General features: G+C 44.6%; 15 protein-coding genes and 1 tRNA gene. 3 read left to right on the top strand and 13 right to left on the bottom strand.

Annotation, left to right across the window (positions count from 1 at the left end; genetic code table 11):
* Nucleotides 1-47 precede the first annotated feature (47 nt).
* The 12 genes from HMPREF1254_RS00925 to HMPREF1254_RS00870 form a co-directional block, all read right to left on the bottom strand.
* A complete protein-coding gene (locus tag HMPREF1254_RS00925) occupies nt 48-986 on the bottom strand; it encodes a DUF6528 family protein (RefSeq protein WP_155945404.1) in 939 nt (312 codons plus the stop codon).
* 63 nt (nt 987-1,049) lie between these two features.
* The gene (locus HMPREF1254_RS00920; protein ID WP_036890764.1) at nt 1,050-2,906 is read right to left on the bottom strand and encodes a BACON domain-containing protein; all 1,857 of its coding nucleotides are present in this window, start codon (nt 2,904-2,906) and stop codon (nt 1,050-1,052) included.
* 3 nt (nt 2,907-2,909) lie between these two features.
* Nucleotides 2,910-3,845 carry a phosphodiester glycosidase family protein gene (locus HMPREF1254_RS00915; protein ID WP_081699019.1) on the bottom strand — a complete coding sequence of 312 codons (936 nt, stop codon included), beginning with the start codon at nt 3,843-3,845 and terminating at the stop codon, nt 2,910-2,912.
* A 50-nt stretch (nt 3,846-3,895) separates the two neighbouring features.
* On the bottom strand, nt 3,896-5,668 hold the full coding sequence (locus HMPREF1254_RS00910; protein WP_023056757.1) for a RagB/SusD family nutrient uptake outer membrane protein: 1,773 nt from the start codon (nt 5,666-5,668) through the stop codon (nt 3,896-3,898).
* Nucleotides 5,669-5,690: 22 nt separating this feature from the next.
* A complete protein-coding gene (locus tag HMPREF1254_RS00905; RefSeq protein WP_196806272.1) occupies nt 5,691-9,035 on the bottom strand; it encodes a TonB-dependent receptor in 3,345 nt (1,114 codons plus the stop codon).
* Nucleotides 9,036-9,347: 312 nt separating this feature from the next.
* Nucleotides 9,348-10,277 carry a FecR family protein gene (locus HMPREF1254_RS00900; RefSeq protein ID WP_023056748.1) on the bottom strand — a complete coding sequence of 310 codons (930 nt, stop codon included), beginning with the start codon at nt 10,275-10,277 and terminating at the stop codon, nt 9,348-9,350.
* A gap of 56 nt (nt 10,278-10,333) precedes the next feature.
* Entirely contained in the window at nt 10,334-10,870 is a 537-nt protein-coding gene (locus HMPREF1254_RS00895; protein ID WP_036871274.1) for an RNA polymerase sigma-70 factor, read from the bottom strand.
* A gap of 613 nt (nt 10,871-11,483) precedes the next feature.
* Nucleotides 11,484-12,401: an IS982 family transposase gene (locus HMPREF1254_RS00890; protein WP_023056759.1), complete on the bottom strand. Its 918-nt coding sequence runs from the start codon at nt 12,399-12,401 to the stop codon at nt 11,484-11,486.
* A 227-nt stretch (nt 12,402-12,628) separates the two neighbouring features.
* Nucleotides 12,629-12,710, bottom strand: a tRNA-Leu gene (locus tag HMPREF1254_RS00885).
* 292 nt (nt 12,711-13,002) lie between these two features.
* Complete coding sequence (locus tag HMPREF1254_RS11420) at nt 13,003-14,541, bottom strand: leucine-rich repeat domain-containing protein (protein ID WP_023056754.1); 1,539 nt, start codon at nt 14,539-14,541, stop codon at nt 13,003-13,005.
* Nucleotides 14,542-14,711: 170 nt separating this feature from the next.
* Complete coding sequence (locus HMPREF1254_RS00875; protein WP_155945403.1) at nt 14,712-15,032, bottom strand: hypothetical protein; 321 nt, start codon at nt 15,030-15,032, stop codon at nt 14,712-14,714.
* Nucleotides 15,033-15,414: 382 nt separating this feature from the next.
* On the bottom strand, nt 15,415-16,074 hold the full coding sequence (locus HMPREF1254_RS00870; protein ID WP_023056751.1) for an HAD family hydrolase: 660 nt from the start codon (nt 16,072-16,074) through the stop codon (nt 15,415-15,417).
* Nucleotides 16,075-16,629: 555 nt separating this feature from the next.
* Here HMPREF1254_RS00870 and HMPREF1254_RS00865 point away from each other — a divergent pair.
* From HMPREF1254_RS00865 to HMPREF1254_RS00855, 3 genes are all read left to right on the top strand, one after another.
* Nucleotides 16,630-18,162, top strand: a complete 1,533-nt coding sequence (locus tag HMPREF1254_RS00865; protein WP_023056756.1) for a GH3 auxin-responsive promoter family protein — start codon at nt 16,630-16,632, stop codon at nt 18,160-18,162.
* A gap of 78 nt (nt 18,163-18,240) precedes the next feature.
* Entirely contained in the window at nt 18,241-20,226 is a 1,986-nt protein-coding gene (locus tag HMPREF1254_RS00860) for an Ig-like domain-containing protein (protein WP_442792393.1), read from the top strand.
* A gap of 79 nt (nt 20,227-20,305) precedes the next feature.
* A complete protein-coding gene (locus tag HMPREF1254_RS00855) occupies nt 20,306-21,118 on the top strand; it encodes a DUF3108 domain-containing protein (protein WP_036880429.1) in 813 nt (270 codons plus the stop codon).
* Between the two features lie 131 nt (nt 21,119-21,249).
* Here HMPREF1254_RS00855 and HMPREF1254_RS00850 read toward each other — a convergent pair whose 3' ends face one another.
* Nucleotides 21,250-23,439 carry a glutamine synthetase III family protein gene (locus HMPREF1254_RS00850; RefSeq protein WP_023056749.1) on the bottom strand — a complete coding sequence of 730 codons (2,190 nt, stop codon included), beginning with the start codon at nt 23,437-23,439 and terminating at the stop codon, nt 21,250-21,252.
* Nucleotides 23,440-23,580: the final 141 nt, after the last annotated feature.

The following is a 23,580-nucleotide window of genomic DNA, read 5'->3' as shown; positions in this document are numbered from 1 at the left end:
CCAAAATAAACGCATCGTGGGTTAAACGATGCGCTTTCTTTATATCTTTACTTTCCTATCCAACGGGCTTTGTATATTTTAAAGCCGTACGAACGGAAGATGGTTTTACCGGTTTCGTCGATAAGATCGTCGGCCCACCACTCTTCTTTAGGACACAACATGATGATACCATGGCTGGAATTCGATACACTCTTGATGGCATAGAAGTTGGAGAACTCCTTTACTGAGTTATCGCGCAGATTGTATTTCCATACTTTCTGGTTTGTTGCTAACCACAACATGTCTTCTTCGCCTTCGATGGGGAATAGCTCGTGAATACCAATCAATTTGCCGTCGGGTGAGTCAATGTCTTGCGTCACATGGTTTTTCAACAACGGTTTCTCTTTATCTCCATTGTAATCAAAGATGTGCATAGTGTGGGCTGCGGAATATAGTTTATTTCGTTTCTTGTCCCAATACACATTGTGGGCAGCCGGTAGGTCGTACTTAGCCACCATGGTTCCAAATCCTTTGATGGTGTCGGTGCGGAATGTAGCAAGGATTCCATCGGTAGATGAGGCCGTAACGATATTACCATCGGGTAATAGTTCGGCAGAGTGGGGGTTTACTCCGGCATAACCATAGAACAAAGTCTTCTTGTCGGCAATGCGAATGAGTGCTACACCGCCACCCGATGCAGCCATCAAGATGCATGTGTTGTTGTAAACCGGTTTCACATCGCTAGGATTCGAGAACCATTTACGGCGTTCTTCGTTTACTTTTCCGATGGTCGCTGTCCATTTCCATACCACCTTTTTAGCATCTACATCGGCAATGACAATCGATGCATCGGCCTGATTGGTGATGACAATGGCTTTCTCCGGCATAACAAACTCGGCCTTTTTCGGGGTGTCGATAGCAGAGTCTTTGCTGCAACCGCAGCTACAACTAAGGATGATAATCGCTATTAAACTTAATAGTGGATTATGTGTTTTAATCTTTTTCATGTTGATTGATTTGGTATGATGAGGTGACAACTGCGATGGCTGTCACCTCATTGTTGGTATATATTACTTTCCGTCGTACTCGAATGCACCCATGTCGATAGATGAACCTACGACACGTGGATTGCCCATAATATCGTATGGCAACTGTATATCGACCTTCTTACCTGCGTCGATGCACTTAGAGCCGGCTTTGAGGCGATAGTCTCCATTGGCAACGGGGTTGACAAACTTAGGACCATTGTCGGCATCGTTATTCAGATTGAGTTCGAAGCAGTCGATGAAATTGATGTTCTTCTCCTTGATTCCGCTGTGTACGGCACAGTTAGTCATTGTAGCTTGCCCGGCAACGAATGCACGGTAGCCGGTTCCGGCAGTTCTCTTGATAGCCCAGATGACCGAGTTGAACCACTTGCAGCCACCACTTACGTAGTTGGTATTCCAACCGTCAGACATAGAGCTAACCAGTGTGCAGTTGTAGAAGTTAGTGCCGTCTCCGCGTACGATGTAGTTCTTGGAGTGCAGATCGTGCAGGTAGCAGTTCACCATCTTGCACTTTTGCATGTAGAATATCTGTCTGCCATGACGCAAGTTGCGGAATTCACAGTTACGGAATCCGTGGTTCATGTAGATTTCAAAGCATCCGGTGTCGGTGTTACCATAGTTGTCGCAGTCGGCAAAGACGATACCGTCCATCCAGACCATGGCTCCCGTATTGTTCCATGCGGCCATGAATTTGCGCTCACCGCCGACAAATACCGGCTTATTCTTGAGGTCGCGAAGATGCAGCTTGTTCTCCGTCCCCTTGAAACCACCGTAGACGTTGACGTGTTTCCATGTCAGACTGGCCTTGAACTGATATGTTCCTGATGCCACCCATATCTCCATGTCGCCATTGTTGGAGGCTGTGCCCATGGCATCGTGGATGCTTCCAAAGGCACGTTCCCATGAAGTTCCGTCGCCATTACCGCCCGGCTTGACGTAGATAATCTGCCCAACGCCGCGCTGAGTGATAAAGATGGTGTCGGAGGCCTCGGTCTTACTGCCCTTGTTCTTGATGACTATGTAGCCGTTGCGTTCCTGTCCGGTAGTGTTGGTCTCTACTTCGGTAGATACCAATACATTCTGTACGGACTTGCCATCTGCAGGAGGAGCCGACTTGATCTTAATCCACTTAGCACTGGAGAGGGCGTCGTATTCTACGTTGAGAGTTACCGGAATGTCCAAGGAGTATTCGCCTTTCTTGATGACAAGATCCTTCTGTGCAGCCTCGAACGGGATGAACAGTATCTTGTCGGTAGGTTTCTGGATGATGGAAAGCTTGGCCGACTTCTTCTTGTCCTTGTCATATATGACGACTTCCGAGGTACGGTCTTTACCCGTTGGATTAGCTGTTGCCACCACCTGCAGGTGGGTCTTGTCGGCTTTGGTAAAGGTAAAGCCATCTTTCGAACCCACTTCGGGCTGCCAGTCCAGATGAGTCTGCACCTCGACAAGCACCTCTCCGCCTTGTTTGTTGAAGTAGACAAGGCTCTGTGGAAGGGTGATGAGTGTGCCTCGTCCACGCTGGACGACCTTGATACGCTGGCTGTATTGGTCCATCAGGCGTACTTCGATATATCCTTCGCGGTCATCCATGGTGGGATTCTCTTCGCAAGAGAAGACGATAGAGTCGGCTTTCAGAGCCTGTCCGCGATAGCGAGTCAGGCTAATCCATCCATCAGAAGCCTCGGCAAACCAAGGGTAGGACGACTTCAACGGCATCACTAGACGTTCGCTCTGAGGTTCGGTCGTGACGCTCTCTTGTACGTCGAGACTGGGCTCTACTCGCTGTATATCATACTTCTCGCTGCAGGATGTAAAGACATAGAAGCATGTCATTGCACCCAATAGCATTGTTTGTATTAATCTATAGTTCTTCATAGCTTATCCTTTCTTAATGACTACTAAACCATTAAATACCGGTTGTTGTTCGCCGTTGGATGTTTTGTTCAACACATTGATGGTGCCTTTGCTGTCTTTAGTGGCAAAGGTAGATGATGCTCCGCCATCTAAATTTACAGCATTATGGCATCCCACAAATTTACAAATGCTGATGGCGTCTTCTACACGCATGCCTTTAGAGAAGTCGTCCTGCCCTCCATCGACTACAAAGAGATAACACTTCTTGTTGTCTTGTGATAGGCCTACGAATGTGCGTGCATCGAATTTCATCGTCAAGTCGTTCACGGCCAGCAACTCGTTCGGTTCACCATCGGTTATCAAAGCATGGAAACCACCAACAGCTTCTTGTATATCGGCAGAATAACTCTTGAAGAAGCGTGGGTGAACAATGCGTATATCACCGTTCTTCAGTTTGATAATCATACCTTCATTGCCTGCGGTATACGTGTCTTTGATGACTTTTCCGTCTTTCACGAATACATTCATGGATTGGTAACCGTCTTTGCCCTTGCCGAAGAAATCACCATTGATACCTGCATATACCGGCTTGCCGGCTTTTTCTAATGCCTGCATTTGTTCGGTCAATGGTTGTAGTTTGGTAGGCAATTCTGCGTTGTCAGCACAGCTTGGGGTTAACGTTACGCCCTTGGTTAAGTCTATTTCGGCAATCAACATGTGCGTGTTGTATGTGCGGAATACCATTTTTACCTCGGTTACGCTGACACCGTCGGTCACGCTCCACATAGAGTCTTTCTCTACACTTTGCAATTCCGGTAGGTTGTCTGCAACGTTCTGCATGAGCACAGTCTTCGCACCTTTATGTGGAAGAGCCGTATTGGTATCGTCTGATGAACTTGAACAGCCCACCGTGAACAGTGCCATGCTGCTCAATATTGAATATAATATTGTTGATTTCATTACTTTTAGTTTTAAAATCTGTCAATGTTACGTCTTTTATATCTTCACTCTTACCATCCCGGATTGTCGGGTAGAAGGTTCGGATTCAACGATGCTTCATTGATAGGAATGTTATACAGGTAATTCTTCTCAGTGAAAGTAGGCTTGTAGCTAACTCGAATAGCATACGGAGTGATGAATCCGTCGGCGTCGAATCCTACTTTCTCTTTAATCATCTGTATCTCTTTCGCTGTATAGAACTTGGGGTCCATTGGCATACCACGACGCTCTCGGTTCAACAAGTTGACGGCAGCATGCCAGCGACACAGGTCGTCCCATCGGGCATTCTCGGCAAATAACTCTATTCTGCGTTCGCGTCGAATCTCTCGAATCAAGTTCTTGTTGGCTCCAACGATGTCAGGATACTTAGCAACAAGGTCGGGATCTTCTGTCGGATCCTCGGTTAATTTATGGGCAAAGCCTACTCTTTGGCGCAATGCATTGATAGTCTTATCCAATTCAGGGTCTAATCCTAGTTCGGCACCTGCCTCTGCTCGTATCAACAAAACTTCGGCATAGCGCATTACGGGAGCATCGATAGAACCCTTGAAATGCTCGGTTCCTTCCCATTCGGATTCTTTATAGTACTTGCTAATGCAATAACCGGTTGCCGATGTACCATAGAACGGATGGGCATCGGTAGCATTTAATAGGCTGAAAATATTGGGAACTCCACCCTTTTTCTTGCCACCATCTTCCCTATATAGATATTGTGCGTGCTTGCTATCGGCGTCTGGAACACAGATTGTCTGCATTAATCGACCGTCACGATTGGTCATTTCTGCCAAATATCCCATCTTTGGGTTGTGACAACCACAAATAGAAATAGGCTTACCTGTCTTAGAACAGAGATATTCCTCGTAACAATCGCGGCTCATACCCATATCGCTTAATGGATGGGAACGAGATATCATGTGTCCCATATTCACTGTTGGGTCGTATTCGCGTGCTAAGATAATCTCCGGATTACCCTTATAATTATCTTGGATAAACAGATTGAAGTAGCACATATCGGGCCCACCTTCTGAATATAAAGAGTGCTTATATTCCGGTCTCATCAGTTCGCCGGCTGCATCGTAAGCCATTTTCAGCAATTTCTCATCACCTTCCATCTTACGATATCTGCGCCAAGTTCCCTCGTAGAGACATACTCTAGCCTTCAGCATGAGGGCAGCATCCTTGCTCACCTTGCTTACATCTGTAAGCATTGGGAGGTATTCGATGGCTCTATCCAAGCACATGATAATGGAATCGGTAACTAAAGTGCGTGAATCTCTCTTCTTATACAAGCCGGGATCTTTCTTGTCCAGCACCTTATCATACCATGGCACATCGCCAAAACGCTTCATCTTATTGAAATAGTCCCATGCTTTGAAGAAGTAAATCTCACCTGCATAGTGCTTTTGCTCAATGGCATTGGCCGGTGTTTTCTTGTAGTTTGCCAAGAAAGCGTTGCATCCTCGTATGGTACTCCAGTTCCAAGCACCGTCGCTTTGAGTCTTCACATTCTTACCAAATGCTATCTGATTGGCACCGGTTCCTAAGATATTATCGCTCTGTATATCGCCCCCGAACATTGGAGAGGTACTGTATGAACGTGGATCTCCATGTCCTACTATCAGTCGGGGGTAGTATGTATGACAGTATTGTTCCAATGCGACACCATTAGCTGTGGTCCAAAAGCGGTCTTCAGTAATGGTATCGCCCGGTTCAACGTCTAGATAATTACAGCTTGCAAGCAGTAAACCGGTACATGCTGTTAATAATATATGGTATCTTTTCATTGTTATCTAGTATTTAAAATGATTAGAATGAAACGTTAACACCAAACGAGAATTGACGCATAAATGCATATTCTTTTCCCGAATTAGCTCCATTTCGAATCAAACTCTCTACGATGTCGGGAGTCATGAAAGGTGGCATATATGTCTTCTCCCAAAGGTTATTACCGCTGATGTAGACTTTCAGTTGGTCTAAATGCAAGCGAGAAATCAATTGTTTAGGGAAGGTATAGCCTATTGATAAGCCTTTCAGTCGCAGATAAGCAGCATTCAACAAGTATTTAGATTGGCGTTGTGTGTTTCTGCTGTTCAGCGATTTCCTTGGATAATAAGCATCAGGATTCTCCGGACTCCATGTGTTATCAATATGGTACTGTGTGATATTACCATTGTAGATACCGCGTGGGAATCCCCAGAACAGGTCACTCTCTGTCCAAACATCGCGTTTACCTAAACCATCAAACATAATCCAGAAGTCGAAACCTTTCCAGTTTAGAGTTGCCTGAACATTGTAACGATAGCGTGGTGTATTGTTACCGATGATGGTACGGTCGCCCGGTTCAGCTAGCGTATTCTTACCAATATCGATGACTCCATCGTTATTTAAGTCGCGATAGCGAACGTCTCCCGGCTTCCAAGTGTGATAGATAAACTTCTGAACATAGTTCATGCGAGCGCCTTCATGCTCATCTCGCACATATCCATCGGTTACATATCCCCAATAGTCGCCCATCTTATAACCTTTGTAGTACATAGATAGCGAGCCGGTAGGATTATCAAACTTTGTAATCTCAGCTTGATAATCGGATAGGCCTACAGAGATAGAATAGCCCAACGGACTGTTAAATACGTTATTAATCTTGTCTCGCCATGCCAATTCTATTTCCCATCCTTTGGTACGTAGGTCGGCTATGTTCTCTTGACCGCCACTGGTACCCAATACAGCAGGCAGGGTGACGGAGCGAATCATGTCTTTCGTGTCGCGAACATAGTAGTCGAACTGACCTGTCAAACGCTGGTTGAATAATGCCCAGTCGACACCTATATTCTTACTGATGACCTTTTCCCATGTCACATTGTTAGGTACTGAAGGTGCAGACAGATATGTCAATGGGTCGCCGTTCATCATGTAGTTGCTCATGGCACCACCATTTAGGCTGGCGATGTATGAGAAGTATGAGCTGATAGCTTGGTTGCCAAGTACACCAATAGAACCTCTTAGCTTCAAGTTGTCAACAACTTTGCGTAGCGGAGCAAAGAATTTTTCTTCAGAGATGCGCCATCCTAAAGAGCCGGATGGTACAAATACGTGGCGTTTACCTTTTCTAAACTTAGACGAACCGTCGTAACGACCATCTAATTGTACCAAGTATTTATCAGCATATTCGTAGTTGAAACGATAGAATAAACCTTGAACACGCCATCTAGTATCAGTTTCCCAGTTGCTTGCGTAGTTGATGGCAAGATGAGATATTGGTGTAGAGTTATCGAACAAGTCGGTCATCTTCAATGAGAAACCTTTATAATCTTTACCTTCTTGGTTGTAACCACCCATGATTTTGAAGTGGTTTTGCTTGTTCAGATTCCAATCGTACTCTGCCCAAATATTTAATGCTTGGTAGGTTTGCTCGCGATTTCCATTGGCTACATGGTTAGGAGATTCTGCCTTTAAAGACTCTGCACCTTCGGGCATCGTCTGATATACGGTCTTTCTATGTTCTTTAGTGCGACTAAAGTATTTATTGATAGAGTAATTACCCTTGATAGATAGCCCTTTCAATGGATGCAAATCGAAACGACCGGTGTACCACATATCATTGCCTGAGATAACTCTGCGGCCTGCATTAGCCATGTGTCCGATTACATTGAAGTTACCTCTACTGAGCGACATACCTGCAAACTCTCCATTAGGTAAGAAAACAGATAGGGTTGGGAACATTCTATATACTTCGTAATACCATGTTGCACCGTTGCCACCGTATTTAAATGGTTCGTCGCTTTGGGTATAATTATACTTGGTAGAGAAACCGATATCCAACATTTTATTAATCTTGGTATCGAATGTAAACGTGAGATTATAACGCTTGTAGGTATCATTACCATAACGGAAAATACCGTTTTGGTCTTTGAAAGCCCCCGACAGATAATAGCGGCTGCGGTCGTTACCTCCCGAAACGCTCACGTTATGCTGTTGCATAAAGGCTGCGTTTTTATAGAATTCGTGTATCCAATCAGTATTACCCACGTAAGCCCATCCCGGCTTATTAGGTGTATAGTTGGGACTTTGGATTCCTTCTGTATCGACAAGTATTGCCGGATTATGTTCCGGGTCGGCAATATGAGCATCCAATGCCTCTAAGAATCGGTCGGTGAAATAGTAATCTCCGGGCTGTTCGCTATCATATGCGTCGTTCCAAGCGCGAGCCCAAACGTCTGCTCTTGGCATCTTGGGGAGTCGAGCCGGTTTACTCCAAGCTAGGTTATTGCTATAACTTACCTTTACTTTTTGGTTGGCTTTACCTTGTTTCGTCGTGATAAGCATTACACCGAATGCAGCGCGTGCACCGTAAATGGCTGCTGAAGATGCATCTTTCAATACAGATACGCTCTCCACATCCTGTGGATTGAGCATAGAAATGTCGCCTTCTACACCATCAATCAGCACCAATGCCGAGCCACCATTCAATGATGTGTTACCACGAATGTTGATACCGGCACCTGCCGATGGCTGTCCGCTGTTAAATGTAATATTCAAGTTGGGGACAACTCCTTGCAAGCCTTGTGCGATATTGCCAATAGGACGGTTGTTCAAAACATCGCCCGAAACGGCAGCAACGGCACCTGTCATGGTCAACTTCTTTTGTTTACCATATCCTACAACCACGAGTTCGTCGATCACTTTTGCGTCCTCTCGCAGCATAATGTCCAAAGTCTTCCGTTGTCCCACTTTCATTTGCTGGCTGCTATAGCCTATATATGATACAGTGAGTGTGGCATTGTAGGCCACTTTAAGGCTAAATCTACCGTCGAGGTCGGTTACAGTAGCGCGGTTTGTACCATTCTCCTGTACGCTGGCTCCAATGATAGGTTCACCTTTCTCGTCGCTCACAACTCCATGTATTGTCCGTGTTTCATTGCTATTTTGTTGTGTGCTGTTCCTCTTTTGAGTTCTTTGGTTTGCTGTCTTGCGCGAAGTGAGCAAGATATTATTTCCCTCTATCACGTAGGTAATAGGTGTTCCATTAAACAATTGGTCGAGTACGGTGTTGACAGATTGTTTCTTGGTATCTACTTTTACGCGTCTGTTCAGATCTATTTCAGTTTCATTGTATACAAAGAGGTAGTCGGTTTGTCGTTCTATCTCTTTCAAAATTTGCTTGGTGTTGCTGTTGCTCAACCTGATAGTTACGCTATGTGCTTGTGCATAAGATTGCATAGCGAATGTAGGGTTGGTACCTAGAAACCAGATAAAGACACCGGCTTTCATCAATAATGCAACGCGTCGGTTTATCTTCATATTACATTTAGAAATCATGTTAATTTGGTATCAAAAAATTACTCATAGGTCTTTTCCTAGTCAATCGTTGCCGATTGGTAGATAGATTGCTTGCCATCGTGGCTGCTGGGTGGTTAGTTGGATATAATCATAGGTACTAGTCTTTTTAGGTATTTGATAATATTATTAATGTATAATGATGGTCTTTGTGTCGTTGTTCTTGGTATAGGTGAAGTTGTTGTCTAATTGTAATACTCGTAGTACATGCTCTATGCCGTCTTTGGTTCTAAACTTTCCTGTGTACCGCTTGTTGGCTATACGCTTGTTTTTTACTATAATATTATAATCGAAGTAATTGTTTAGCAAGTGCATCACGTCGAGAAGTGCTTTGTTCTTGATAGCCAATACGCCTTCGCGCCACAAGAAGTAATCTGCATTCTCTATGGTCTTCTGTATCAGCGTGTTGCCTATAAGTGTTGCCGTGGTATTAGGTGCCAAGGTTGTTCTAATGTGTTTAGCTTCGTTTATCAATTCTATTTTTCCATTGACCAACGATGTTTCCCATTCTTTCTCGTTCGTATAGGCACATACGTTGAACTCGGTTCCTAGCACTTGTATATCCATCTTTGAAGTGGAAACAACAAACGGACGCTCCTTTTGCTTGGCTACTTTGAAATAGGCTTCACCGTCTAGAGCCACTGTACGTTTTTTGCCGTCCATCACTGCATCAAAAGTCAGTTTACTATTGGCATTCAACCAAACTTTACTACCATCGGGCAAGAGCATTTCAGTGCGCTGTCCTGTGGGGGAATATACTGTTGCTTGTTGTCTTGTATCGTGTCGTTGCGATGCGACATACCATGTCAAAGCCGTACCCATCAATAGGAATACGGCTGCTGCAATGCGCCAAAGGTATCGCATCTTAACTCGGTGTGATGCTTCGGATGCACTATGTTCGTCGTTTTTTTCACTCCATAATGCAGCATCATACACCCTGTGTAGGCGTATAAACTCCTGCTTGTTAGCCGGACTTTCGCCTATCCATTCTACTATAGTTTTGCGCTCTTCTTCGGTCAGAGAGCCTGTCATGTAGCGATATAACAGTTCTTGCTCCATATTATATATACGTAATTGGGGGGTTACCTCCTAATAAGAAAATGAAAAAAATAGATTTATGCGCCAAAGAGAAATAAGAATATGGGCAAATAGTCTCGCAAAGTCTTATGCAAAGCCTTTAAAGCTCTGGTAATATGATATTGTACGGCTTTCTCTGAAACACCCAACTTGTCGGCTATTTCCCTGTGTGTGAGTCCTTCATTTCTGCTCATTTCAAATACCAATCGTGTTTTCTCTGGCAGTGTTTCCAATGTATTTTTTGCTATGTCCAGTATCTCTTGTTCGAAAATGCCATCTGTGGTACAGCTCTCCAAAGCCTCTGTCTGATATTCCACTTCGCGATTCATCCAAACTTCTACGTCTTCTTTCATTTGCAATTCACGTTTCCTACAGCGCAGGTAATCCAGTGTACGGCTTTTTAATACACATAACAAATAGGCCGTAATTCCCTCTTTGCGATTCAAATCAATATTTTTCCACACGCTAATCATGGCTTCAGATACAATATCTTCTGTTGCCAAATCGTCGTGGATATACGATTTGACAAAGGTTATGGCTCGTTTATAATATTGCTTATAGATCGTATTAAACATCAAAGGATGTGCTTGTATGTCATGGTGCACAGCTGAAGACATCTCAAAATGCTTTGTTTTGTTTAAAGTTTGTTATTATGGGTTAGCGTTCCCAAAAGTAATATATTTTTCTAGCAACTCAAAATAAACACCGACTTTTTGAGTTTGTGCAGTGGAAGAGTGGGGATGGGGATGTAAACTCCTCATCTCTCTTCCCTTTCTAGTCTACTTATTAACTTGTAAACCTGAGTTCGGGATAAAAATGTCCCGTTCTCGATAGCTCCCCCAAGAGAGCATAAACATGGTTCTTCAGGAATTTGGAGTGATAGATATAATCAACGTTGTCGTAGAAGATAACAAACCTCCATTATAACAGCTTTATATAAAAGGATTTAACGATGTCGCACAGCAGTTCGGCAACACCGACTTTAGAAAAGCTTGAATTATGATTTTTTGTTTTTATAAAATGGCTTTTTATAGGCTTTTAGAGGAGGCTATTACTTCGTAACTATATGAATATAAGAACTTATGGTTCATCACTACAAATTTCGGAAGAACCATAAATATATCTCCTCTATCTTGAGACAGAGGTTATCAATAAACTTCCATCGAGTTCTGATATGACTGACTGGTTTTAGAACAGTGTAAGCTGCTGTCCTTGTCGGTCTATACAGAAATCTACATTGATAGCCGGCTTCTTCTCAAAGAAACAGTAGGCTGCAAGTGCCGACAGTGCATTTATGGCAAAATTAAAAACGCTCCTATGTCTGGAGTGTACCAGCTGTGCCACGTTTTTCAGTTCATCATTGATGGTTTCTATGACCGATCTCTTTCTGAGTAATATTTTGTCATACAAGGGTATTAGCTTGTTCTTCATGTTACTCCTCAGTCCCGTGACAAGGTTAATGCCATCATTGTATAATCTTTCGAAAAGCCCTTGTGATATATACCCCTTATCAGCAAACAACTTACCGAAGAGGTTGTCACTGAGCCTGTTAAACTCTCTTTCGTCCCTATCATCCACATTCGCCTTGGTGAACATGAAGTTGACCAACTCTCCACGCTCGTTGCAAGTCAAGTGCAGCTTGAAGCCGAAATACCATCCCATCGTGCTTTTCCCTATTGAAGCGTATTCCTTGAACACCCTATTGCGACGGATGCGCTTGTTGTGGCACACAGGTATGGACGTGCTGTCTATGAAACTTATTCCGGTACAACGTCCCAGACAGCACACTTGCAGAAACAGCATCATCTCAACGGCAACTCTTGATTCCAATTCTATGAAACGGTTATAGGAGAGTTGCTCGGGAAACAAATCTCTCATGTGTTCCCTGACATAAAATAGATAGTAATGCTTGAAATTGCGGAAGTCATTGAAGTGGAAACAGATGAGAATAGTCATGATCTCCGCACGGCTCATTCGCCATTTACGCTTTCCATGCTTGATGCCGTCAGGCTCCTGCAGAGCCAGTTTTGCTATTTCTGCATCAAATTCCTTGCAGAAGTCATCTGCAATACAAAAAATCTCTGTAACTTTGTCTTTGGTAATCATCGCTATAATATTTGTAACTTATTGATATTCATAAATAAAGGTACAAAAATATAGCGAGATTACCAACTTTTTTCATCATTTTCTTATCCCGAACTCAGGTTATGAAATTATGTGCATGAGAGGGAGGGGGTGCAACTGGGTTTTACGACTGACCCGCTTTTTGCTACCCTGTTTCAACCTAGAAAACAATAACGGTTGATAACCAATGAGTTATCAACCGTTATGCGTACCCAGACCCGGGCTCGAACCGGGATGGGTTGCCCCACTGGTGTTTGAGACCAGCGCGTCTACCTATTCCGCCATCTGGGCTTAATTGCGGATGCAAAGATACGGTGTTTTTTCTAATGCGCCAAACATTTTACAAAAAAGTTGCTCAGGTAGAGAGTTCGGAGAAAACAATTTTCTCCACACTGGCTTGAACTATCACAACTCTCTGACATGACCTGTCGCAACAAACTGACATAATCTATCGCAATGCATTGACATGACATATCACCACAGGTTTCATATCTGGTTGAGCCAATTTATCATGTCAAACGGAATGCGAAAACAAACCAACACCCATTCTTCAAAGCACTTTAGATGGCATTTATTTCGAGGTTTACAAGCTTAATTTGAGGACTTGTTTCTTTGCTTTCAATAATATAGCACCACTGTAGTTCAGTGTGATGGTTGCATTCCCTTTTACATTCATCGACTTAAGTAATTCGCCACCTAATGAATATATGTCCAGTGGTCCTGTATAATGACTAATCAGGATATTTTTTCCGCTGACTGTACATACCATCTTTGCGCCCTCCAAACCATCAATACCAGTGAGCATCTCTTCTTTAATATTCTTGAAATCCATCCATCCTTCACTAATGGCATAATTCTTTTTACACCCCTTTGGAACATAAAGAATGGCGTTGGAAAGAACTTGTTCAGCAGCCTCTTTTTCTCCGTTCGGTCCAATTGTGCAAACAGGCGGTTGAAGGGCTGCGACATGGATTTCTTCTATGTTTTCATTTTCGCCAAACACCTGGTAGCCTATTTCTTGTAAGGTGGAGGGTAGTCTAAACTTTTTGATGCTGCTGCAAGCGTTTAGTGCGTAATTACCTATATAAGTAACTCCTTCTGGGATAACAATGTCAGTCAATGCAGAACAATTTTCAAAAGCTGCAACTTGAATAGACGTGATAGTACTGGGCAGTTTGACGCTTTTAAGTCCTCTACATCCAGCGAAAAGATTATCCGAGATAACCGTTATACCCTCGGGAATCTCCATGGTCGTTAGCTTAGGACAGGTACAAAATGCCAAGGAACCGATGCTGGTTACGGAAGCTGGGATTTTAAAATCTTCCAAATTCTCACATCCCAAAAAAGCCTGCTCACCAATTGACGTGAGAGATTTGGGAAGCGTCAACTTTGACAACGCAAAACAATTTTTGAAAACGTTATTATCTATTGTCGTTACACTTTCTGGTATTACCATTTCTGTGATCCTTTGACAGCCTTCGAAGAAGCCCTCACCCAGAGAGGTGATTCCTTCGGGTAAAGATATTTTTGTTAGCTGTTCACACAATCTAAATACACCATATCCCATTTCGGTAACACTCTTAGGAATCTCAAATGCCTTCAGCGACTTACAACCACTGAACACAGTTGAGCCCATTTTTGTAACATTTGGGCCAACCGTCACTTCAGTCAACCCAGAACAATCCATGAAAAGATTGTCTTTTAATACGGTCACACCAGCTGGAATATGAACCTTTTTTAGTAGTTGGCAGTTAGTGAAAACCGCTTCGCCCAATTCAGTCAAGTTTTCAGGTAATTGAATTTCTGAAAGGTTACGGCATCCGTAGAAGGCTCTTTCCTCAATAGACGTAACCGTCTTAGGAATACTAATTCCTTGTAGGTCACTGTCAAAGAAAAACGCCCAATCTGCAATCGCAGACACGGTATAATTTCGTACTTTTTCAGGAATAACGAGTTTTTCCGCCTTGTTTTCACCCCTACCTTTCACAGCTACAGTTGTAGGGGAAGTAACAGCGTACTTGATGCCATTGTCAACGAAGATTTCTTCCTCCTCTTGAGCCATGGTAACAACAGAAAACATAGATAATAACAAAAAACTTAAAAGCTGCTTGACTGTAATCATAATGAACTAAAACTTTGTAAATGTTTATCAATAAATGAATATATATTTGTAATGATTTATAACGATTTCATACTATAATGGCTGCAAAGATATATATTATTTGTCATATCTAAAGATTTATGAATAAAAAAGTAACCATTTGTTTAAATGTACACCCAACAATAGAACGATTACGACAGCGCATTATCATCCATCAACAGAAAAGGGAGTTGAGGCAATAAGGAATGGCGGTTACCAGCTTCACACAGCCCGTCAGCCATATCATCAAAGACAAAAAAATTGCTGTTGCAGAAGGCAAACAACATCAAACAGCTGATGAAAGCAGAAAACAGAACGGATGCAAACAGAAAATCGAATGGATGAAAATAGAAAACTGAACGGATAGAAACAGAAAACTCAACAGATGAAAACATGGTGTTTGGCATGCGAAAGATTTTGACAACCATGCCAAATACTCGCATATTTGCAACCAAACGAGTGATTGGTTGCAAATAGGCGAATTTTATATATCTTTATTTTTCAACAACTTACGTTTTATTGGGGCATCAGTGCACCTACAAAAGCAATGCTTTAAGGCTGAAAAAGTATGCAGATTGGGACATCAAAGCATTGACTTTGAAGGGCAAACTACATGTTATAGAATGGCAAAATGCATGCTATTGGATCAAAACGGACCAAAAATTGCGAAACAAGGTGCCAAAAAGCATCTAAAAAAGGCTGAATTTTTATAGAATGATTGTTTTGAAAACACCAAAAATATGTACAAATCTAAAAAACTTAGGGTGTAACTCATTGGCGTCTGTCTGGACGATAGAAAGATGCTCAAGCGCACCTCAGCCCTCGATATTTGGTGCTACCAGCTTGGACAGGGCATTACGCCTCAAGCGTTTTGACAACCTGGAGAAGCTGACTGAAATCGTCTATGATGAATTCGGTGTGAATCTCTTCCAGCTGGCAACGTGTTCCATTGCCATATGTCACGCCGCAGGTATGGATGCCGGCATTCTGCCCCATCTTGATATCATACTCCGTGTCGCCCACGACAAGTGCCTCACCTGGCTGAATGCCTAAATGCTCAAGCGTCTGATTGACTGCCTCGGGATGTGGCTTGGCATGCGTCACGTCGTTGGCACTGACCACATGCGTGATGATTTCTTCTAAACCAAACGTCTCCACAAAGTCCATCAGCGAGTGCCGGGAACGACTGCTGGCAATGGTGAGTACATACCCCAAACAATGTAACTCACGCACGGTTTCCAATACATGGGGAAACAATGGAACGGCTCCCGGGATGTTGTTTTCATGAAACACCTGATCGTAGGCTTCCACACAGCGGTCGCCCATTTCGTCAGTCATAGGTATCAAGTCTGTAAACGTTTGCTTCAAGGGCAAGCCAATCATTCTACTGCACTGCTCACGACTGCGCTGCTCAAGTCCCAATCGGTTGATTACCTCGAGCATGGTATTGGTAATGAGGGTTTGTGTATCGGCCAACGTGCCGTCAAAATCTAAGATAATTGCTTTGATTTTCATTGAGTTATCTTTTCTGTCGAGTTGCAAAGGTAATGAAAAATACACGAACAGCCCCTGCCTACTTGTTACTTTTCGATGAATAATAAATAAGGCCCCTCCCCCATCCCCTCCCCGAAAGGGAGGGAAGTAGTTAGCTTATTTGTTGTATTTTCTTGATGATACGTCTTTTCATCAGCTGCCATGCTCACTGGATTCATCGTGTTGCTCGTTGCAAGACACGCTTTCTACGATGGTATGTGGAGATTTTCTGGGAGGTAACATACCCGCAAACTTGTTTATTAAAATTAGTGAATTATGCCTGTGTTACAAAAGTTTAGGCTAATTTTGCATAAAACAGGCTGCGCCTCAATATAGAAAGTAAACTTTCTCTATGTTCGGCTTGCACTGTTTTTGCATAAGATAGGCATCGCCTTAGCAATTACAAACAAGCTTGATTGCATGCGGCCTGCACTGTTTTTACATAAGATAGGCATCGCCTTAGCAAAGTAAGTAAACTTCCTTTGCCTTCGGCTCGCACTATCTTTCACATAAATAGATAAACGACACGAATAAAAAATGGGGTTAACACATATAGCAGCCCACTTCTTTTCATCACGACAAAAGGAGATTGAGCGACACGCCAAACAAGCTGACTTGACACAACAGCAGGTGCTGCAGCATCTTCTCGAACGGGCGAAGGACACGGAATATGGCCGAAATCATCTCTTTGGCAGCACCAAAACCTACGATGATTTTGCCAAAAACGTACCTGTTAACACCTACGAAGAACTGAAAGGTGACATCGACCGCATGCGCCACGGCGAAGAAAACGTGCTTTGGCCGGGGCAAGTGAAATGGTACGCCAAGTCATCAGGAACGACTAATGACAAGAGTAAGTTTATTCCTGTTTCCAACGAGGGGCTCAACCGCATTCACTATCAAGGCGGAAAAGATACCGTGGCGCTTTACCTACGCAACAATCCCGACAGCAGGATGTTTGACGGAAAGGGACTGATATTGGGCGGAAGTCACTCGCCTAATTATAATCTGCACAACTCTTTGGTGGGTGATTTGAGCGCCATTCTCATCGAAAACATCAACCCATTGGTCAATTTGGTGCGCGTTCCCAAGAAATCAACCGCACTCTTGCAGGACTTTGAGGTGAAGCGTGACCGCATAGCTCACGAGACATTGAACCAAAACGTCACCAACCTCTCAGGCGTTCCGTCATGGATGCTGTCGGTGTTGGTGCGCGTCATGGAGTTGAGTGGCAAGAAACACCTCGAAGAAGTGTGGCCCAATCTGGAAGTGTTCTTCCATGGTGGCATCGCTTTCACGCCCTATCGCCCACAATATGAGCAGCTCATCACGTCGCCAAACATGCACTACATGGAGACCTATAATGCCAGTGAGGGATTCTTTGGCATACAGAGCGACCCCGGAGATGCGTCGATGTTGCTCATGACCGACTATGACGTTTTCTACGAGTTCATCCCCATGGACGAGTATGGAACAGAGCATCCAACGGTATTGCCACTTGAAGGCGTGGAGTTGGACAAGAATTATGCGGTTCTCATTTCAACCTCATGCGGACTATGGCGATACATGATTGGCGACACGGTGAAGTTTACATCCCGCCAACCCTATAAGTTCATCATCACAGGCCGCACCAAATACTTCATCAATGCCTTTGGTGAAGAGCTCATCATGGACAATGCCGAGAAAGGATTGGCCTACGCTTGCGAGCAGACGGGGGCCGAAATCAAGGAATACACGGCCGCACCTGTGTACATGGACAGTAAGGCCAAATGCCGTCATCAATGGCTTATTGAGTTTACCAAAGCACCAAATGACCTAAAAAAGTTTGCCAACATTCTGGACAAACGACTGCAAGAGCTGAACAGTGACTATGAGGCTAAACGCTTTCATGACATCACGTTACAGCATTTGGAAATTGTTGTGGCTCGCCCCAATCTATTCAACGACTGGCTGAAGATGAAGGGTAAATTGGGCGGGCAACATAAGATTCCACGACTATCCAACAGTCGCAAGGTTATTGAAGAGATGCTCGAGTTAAACCAAGAGCCTGCGGAAACCCAACAGGCATAGCCCGCTAACAAACACAAGTATATGAAAATCAATCAACAGAAACGCTTCAAAAGGTACACGCTTATGGCTCGTCACGCCATGAACAACGTCCGTGGTATACAGTTGACGGCCCTGCTGATGCTGGTTATGTTGTTGGTTTCGTGCGCTCGCATGGGTCAACCCGATGGTGGATGGTACGATGAAACGCCGCCTAAGGTCATCAGCACCACGCCAAAAGAAGGTGCCACACAGGTAACGAGCAAGAAAATTTACATCAATTTCAATGAGTTCATCAAACTGGAGAATGCCACCGAGAAAGTAGTAGTGTCGCCTCCACAATTGGAAGCACCTGAGATTAAGTCGCAAGGAAAGAGAATTCTCGTGGAACTGAAAGACAGTTTGAAGCCCAATGCCACCTATACCATCGATTTTAGTGATGCCATCTCTGACAACAATGAGGGCAACCCATTGGGCAATTACACCTACAGTTTCTCCACAGGCGATAAGATAGACACCATGGAGGTAAGCGGATATGTGCTTGAAGCCGAGAACCTTGAGCCCATCAAGGGCATCCTCGTGGGGCTGTATGCCAACCAGAGTGACACCATCTTCCGCAAGCAACCCATGTTGCGCGTGTCGCGAACCGACAGCAGAGGACGCTTCACCATCCGTGGTATCGCCAACGGAAGCTACCGAGTGTTTGCCTTGCAAGATGCCGACGGTAACTACATCTTCAACCAGAAGAGTGAGAAGGTGGCCTTCTCGCACGAACTCGTCACGACAACCTCTAAACCTGACGTGCGGCAAGACACCCTTTGGGCCGACTCGTTGCACATCAAAGCCATCAATCAGGTGAAGTACACGCACTTCCTGCCCGATGACATTACGCTCAGAGCCTTTACGGAAATACAATCTGACCGATACCTCATCAAGACCGAACGAAAAGAGCCAAACAACTTTTCGCTGTTTTTCAGCTATGGCAGCAAAGAGGTTCCGCAGATTAAAGGCCTCAACTTTGACGCCAAAGACGCCTTCATAATGGAGTCGAATCCGCGCGGGGACACCCTCACTTATTGGCTGCGTGACACCACACTTATCAACCAAGACTCGCTTGAGATTGAGCTAAAATACCAAGCCAGCGATTCTACTGGTCAGCTACACCTGCAAACAGACACCCTCAGGATGTTGGCCAAACAGCCTTATGCCAAACGGCTTAAGCAAGCGCAGAAACGCTTGGAAGAGTGGAAAAAGAAACAAGAACGGGCAAAGAAGCGGGGTGAACCTTACGATTCTATCATGCCAAAAGAGGCTCTTGAGGTCAAGTTGAGTGTCAGTTCGGCTCTCGCTCCCGATCAGAATGTAGGGTTCAGCTTTACCACGCCATTGGCCGTGCTCGACACGTCCAAAGTACATCTGTACGCCAAGCACGACACACTGTGGTATGTTTCGCCCTTCGAAATAGAGCAACAACGCGACACATCCATCGTACCGTTCAATGATGCCTACATCAAAAACACGCGAAACTACGTGTTGAGGGGCGAATGGCGTCCCAATATCGAATACAGTCTTGAACTGGACAGCGCTGCGTTTGTAGACATCTATGGCAAGGCATCGAACAAAATCAAACAAGGTTTCAAGGTGAAGTCAAACGATGAGTTCAGCACCATCTTGCTTACCATTACCGGAGCTGATGGCAAACCGCTGGTGGTTCAGTTGCTGGACAATTCGGACAAGCCCATTAAACAGGTTCGTACCTCCAATGGCATGGCTCAATTCTTCTATGTTGAACCGCGCGAATACTATGTGCGCCTGTTTATAGACGCTAACAACAACGGCAAATGGGACACGGGTGATTACGACAAGGGCGTGCAGCCCGAAGAGGTGTATTATTATCCCAAGAAGATAACTTGCAGGGCCAAGTGGGACTTTAACGAGACATGGAATCTGACGAGTACGCCCATTTACAGACAGAAACCAACAGAAATAACTAAACAGAAAGGCGAGAAACAGCGCAAAATACAAAGCCGAAATGCGAAACGCGCACTCGACCTGGGTAAAGAATACATTCCCGGAATGATGAAATAAGCCTATGCTGTCAGCTAAATAGTGCTGGCGAACCTACTATGTGCAGGCGTTTCTGGGAGATAACAACGACAACATGAAAATGAAATTATTTAGAAACTTAGCAATTCTTTCACTTCTTTTAGGGGTGTTTACCGCATCCCATGCACAGTGTAACATGACGAATACCGCCTTCAAATCGGGCGAGTACTTATCTTATAATCTATATTTCAATTGGAAATTTGTATGGGTCAAGGTAGGTTCAGCCACCATGTCGGTGGTACAGACGAGGTACAACAATCAGCCAGCCTACCGTGGTTCGCTCATTACACGCAGCAACAGCAAAGCCGACAACCTGTTTGTTCTGCGCGATACCCTACAGGCATACACTTCATTAAATCTTGCTCCGCAATACTATCGCAAGGCTGCCAATGAGGGAGGTCGATACTATGTCGACGAAGTATTCTATTCCTATCCCAACGGACGCGTTCATGTCAAGCAACATCAGATATCCAGCAAAGGCGCTCACGAGTGGAAACAGTCTGACATGAAAGACTGTGTTTACGATATGTTGAACATCTTCTTGCGCGCCAGGTCGTTCGATCCGTCCAAATGGAAGAAAGGACATGCCTATAACTTCACGATGATAGACGGAAATAAATCAAGGCCCGCCCTACTGAAATACAGAGGGAAAACCACCGTTAAGGCCGACAATGGGAGAAAATATAGATGTCTGCATCTGTCGTACATGGAACAGGATAATGGCAAATTCAAACGAGTTGTCGACTTCTACGTGAGCGATGACACCAATCATGTGCCTGTACGTTTGGACATGTTTCTTAAGTTTGGATCGGCCAAAGCATTCTTGGTGGGTATGAAAGGGGTAAGAAATAATATGGCTTCACAAGTAAAATAAACAAGAGGTACTATCCTCTGAATGACGAAAACAGGCTGTCTTGTACATCAAGTCAGCCTGTTTTCGTTCTGAAGCAAACAACGCTTCCTCATCAATAAGTTTGGCCTGGGTTCACAGGTAGACAGCCTTGCTTACCTGATGAACAGCAGTTCGCGGTATTTAGGCAACGTCCACAACTCGTCACTGACTATCAGTTCGAGTTTATCTATATGATAACGTATGGTTTCAAGCTTCGGCTCAACGTTGTCATGGTAAGCAATAGCCTTCTCTCTCTCGCTCTCTATCTTGTTGGCAACCTTACGGGCATTGATCAATTCTTCCACTCCTGTCTCGATTGTCTTTGTGCGCTCAGCAATCTCCAGAATAATCTTTTTGTTGCGACAGGTGAGCTTTTCCGCTTCCTCACGGTCAAAAATCTCGAACATACGCGCCACGTTGTTGGCCAACTGACTTTGATAATAGGTAGCAACCGGAATGATATGGTTCATCGTGAGATCACCCATGACGCGTGCCTCAATCTGTATTTTCTTGGTGTACATTTCCCATTTAACCTCATTGCGCGCCACCAACTCGCTGCGTGTCATCACCCCTGTGCTTTCAAACATCTTGATGCTATCTTCGTCAAGATAACGGTCAAAGATGACTGGACAACTGTTTTCACAGTCCAGACCACGTCGCTTAGCTTCTTCCACCCATTCTTCACTGTACCCGTTGCCATCAAAATGAATGGGCTTACAGATCTTAATATCCTCACGAAGGACGTCAATGATAGCCGATGTTTGGTCTTCACCTTGCTCAATCAGCGCATCCACGCGCTTCTTGAAGTTAGTCAAAGCCTCCGCCATGGCTGCATTGAGCACCAACATGGAGCAGGCACAGTTGGCTTCTGAGCCTACAGCACGGAACTCAAAGCGATTACCTGTGAAGGCAAACGGACTGGTTCTGTTGCGGTCTGTATTGTCTATGAACAGCTCAGGAATCTCCGGAATATCCAACATCATCCCCTGTTTACCGTGCAAGGTGAACAAGTCCTCTTTGTCAGCCACCTCAATATGGTTCAGCAACTCGGTGAGTTGCGTACCCAAGAATGATGAAATAATGGCCGGTGGAGCCTCATTCGCCCCCAATCGATGTGCGTTGGTGGCACTCATGATGGATGCCTTGAGCAATCCATTGTGCTTGTACACGCTCATCAATGTTTCCACCAAGAACACCACGAAGCGCAAGTTGTCCTCGGCTGTCTTACCCGGTGCATGCAGTAACACACCCGTATCGGTGCTCAAGCTCCAGTTGTTGTGCTTGCCACTGCCGTTCACTCCGGCAAATGGTTTCTCGTGTAGCAGCACACGGAAACCATGTCTGCGTGCCACACGTTTCATCAGTGACATGAGCAACATGTTGTGATCGATGGCCAAATTGCACTCCTCGAAGATGGGAGCCAACTCAAATTGGTTGGGTGCCACCTCGTTGTGACGAGTCTTACAGGGTATGCCAAGCTCAAGAGCCTGTATCTCCAGGTCTTTCATGAACGCCTGCACACGATCTGGAATGGTACCCAAATAATGGTCATCCATTTGCTGATTCTTGGCAGAATCATGTCCCATGAGCGTTCGACCCGTCAACATCAGGTCGGGACGCGCATGGTACAAATTCTCGTCTACCAGGAAATATTCCTGTTCCCAGCCCAGATTGGCCCGCACTTTCTTCACGTTGGAATCGAAATAGCGACAAACTTGCGTTGCTGCCACATCCACTGCATGGAGCGAACGCAACAGAGGAGCCTTGTAATCGAGAGCCTCACCCGTATACGATACAAAGATAGTGGGAATACACAGCGTATCATCAATGATGAAAACCGGCGACGTTGGATCCCAAGCCGAATACCCTCGCGCCTCAAAGGTGTTGCGAATGCCTCCGTTGGGAAACGAAGATGAATCGGCTTCTTGTTGAACTAACAACTTTCCACTAAACTCTTCAATCATGCCACCCTTACCGTCAAACTCCACAAAGGCGTCATGTTTCTCGGCCGTTCCTTCCGTCAAAGGCTGAAACCAGTGCGTGTAATGCGTCACACCGTTTTCTTGTGCCCAATGTTTCATACCCGTTGCCACGGCATCTGCAATGGAACGATTGAAATGGGCACCATTGTCAATCACATCAGTGAGTTGCTGGAACACGTCTTCCGGCAGGTATTTCTGCATTTTTGCACGATTAAAGACATATTTGCCAAAATACTCTGAAGGCCGTTCCTTAGGCGCCTTCACAGTCAATGGGGCTTTCTTTGAAGCCGAGGTAACTGCTTGAAATCTGAAATTTTCCATTGCTTATCTTGATTATATTTTGCCTTTATTGGCCGAATACCAACCCAATGAAAGGCTTTGCAAAGGTACAATAAAGATATGAAACCTGTGCATGGTGACACCAATTGTTAACATTTCATCCTATGGCACTTAAGTAAAAAA

The organism is Prevotella sp. BV3P1 (assembly GCF_000479005.1).
Classification (GTDB): Bacteria; Bacteroidota; Bacteroidia; order Bacteroidales; family Bacteroidaceae; genus Prevotella.
The sequence above is the reverse complement of the archived record's forward strand: the minus strand, read 5'-3'. Positions and strand labels throughout refer to the sequence as shown.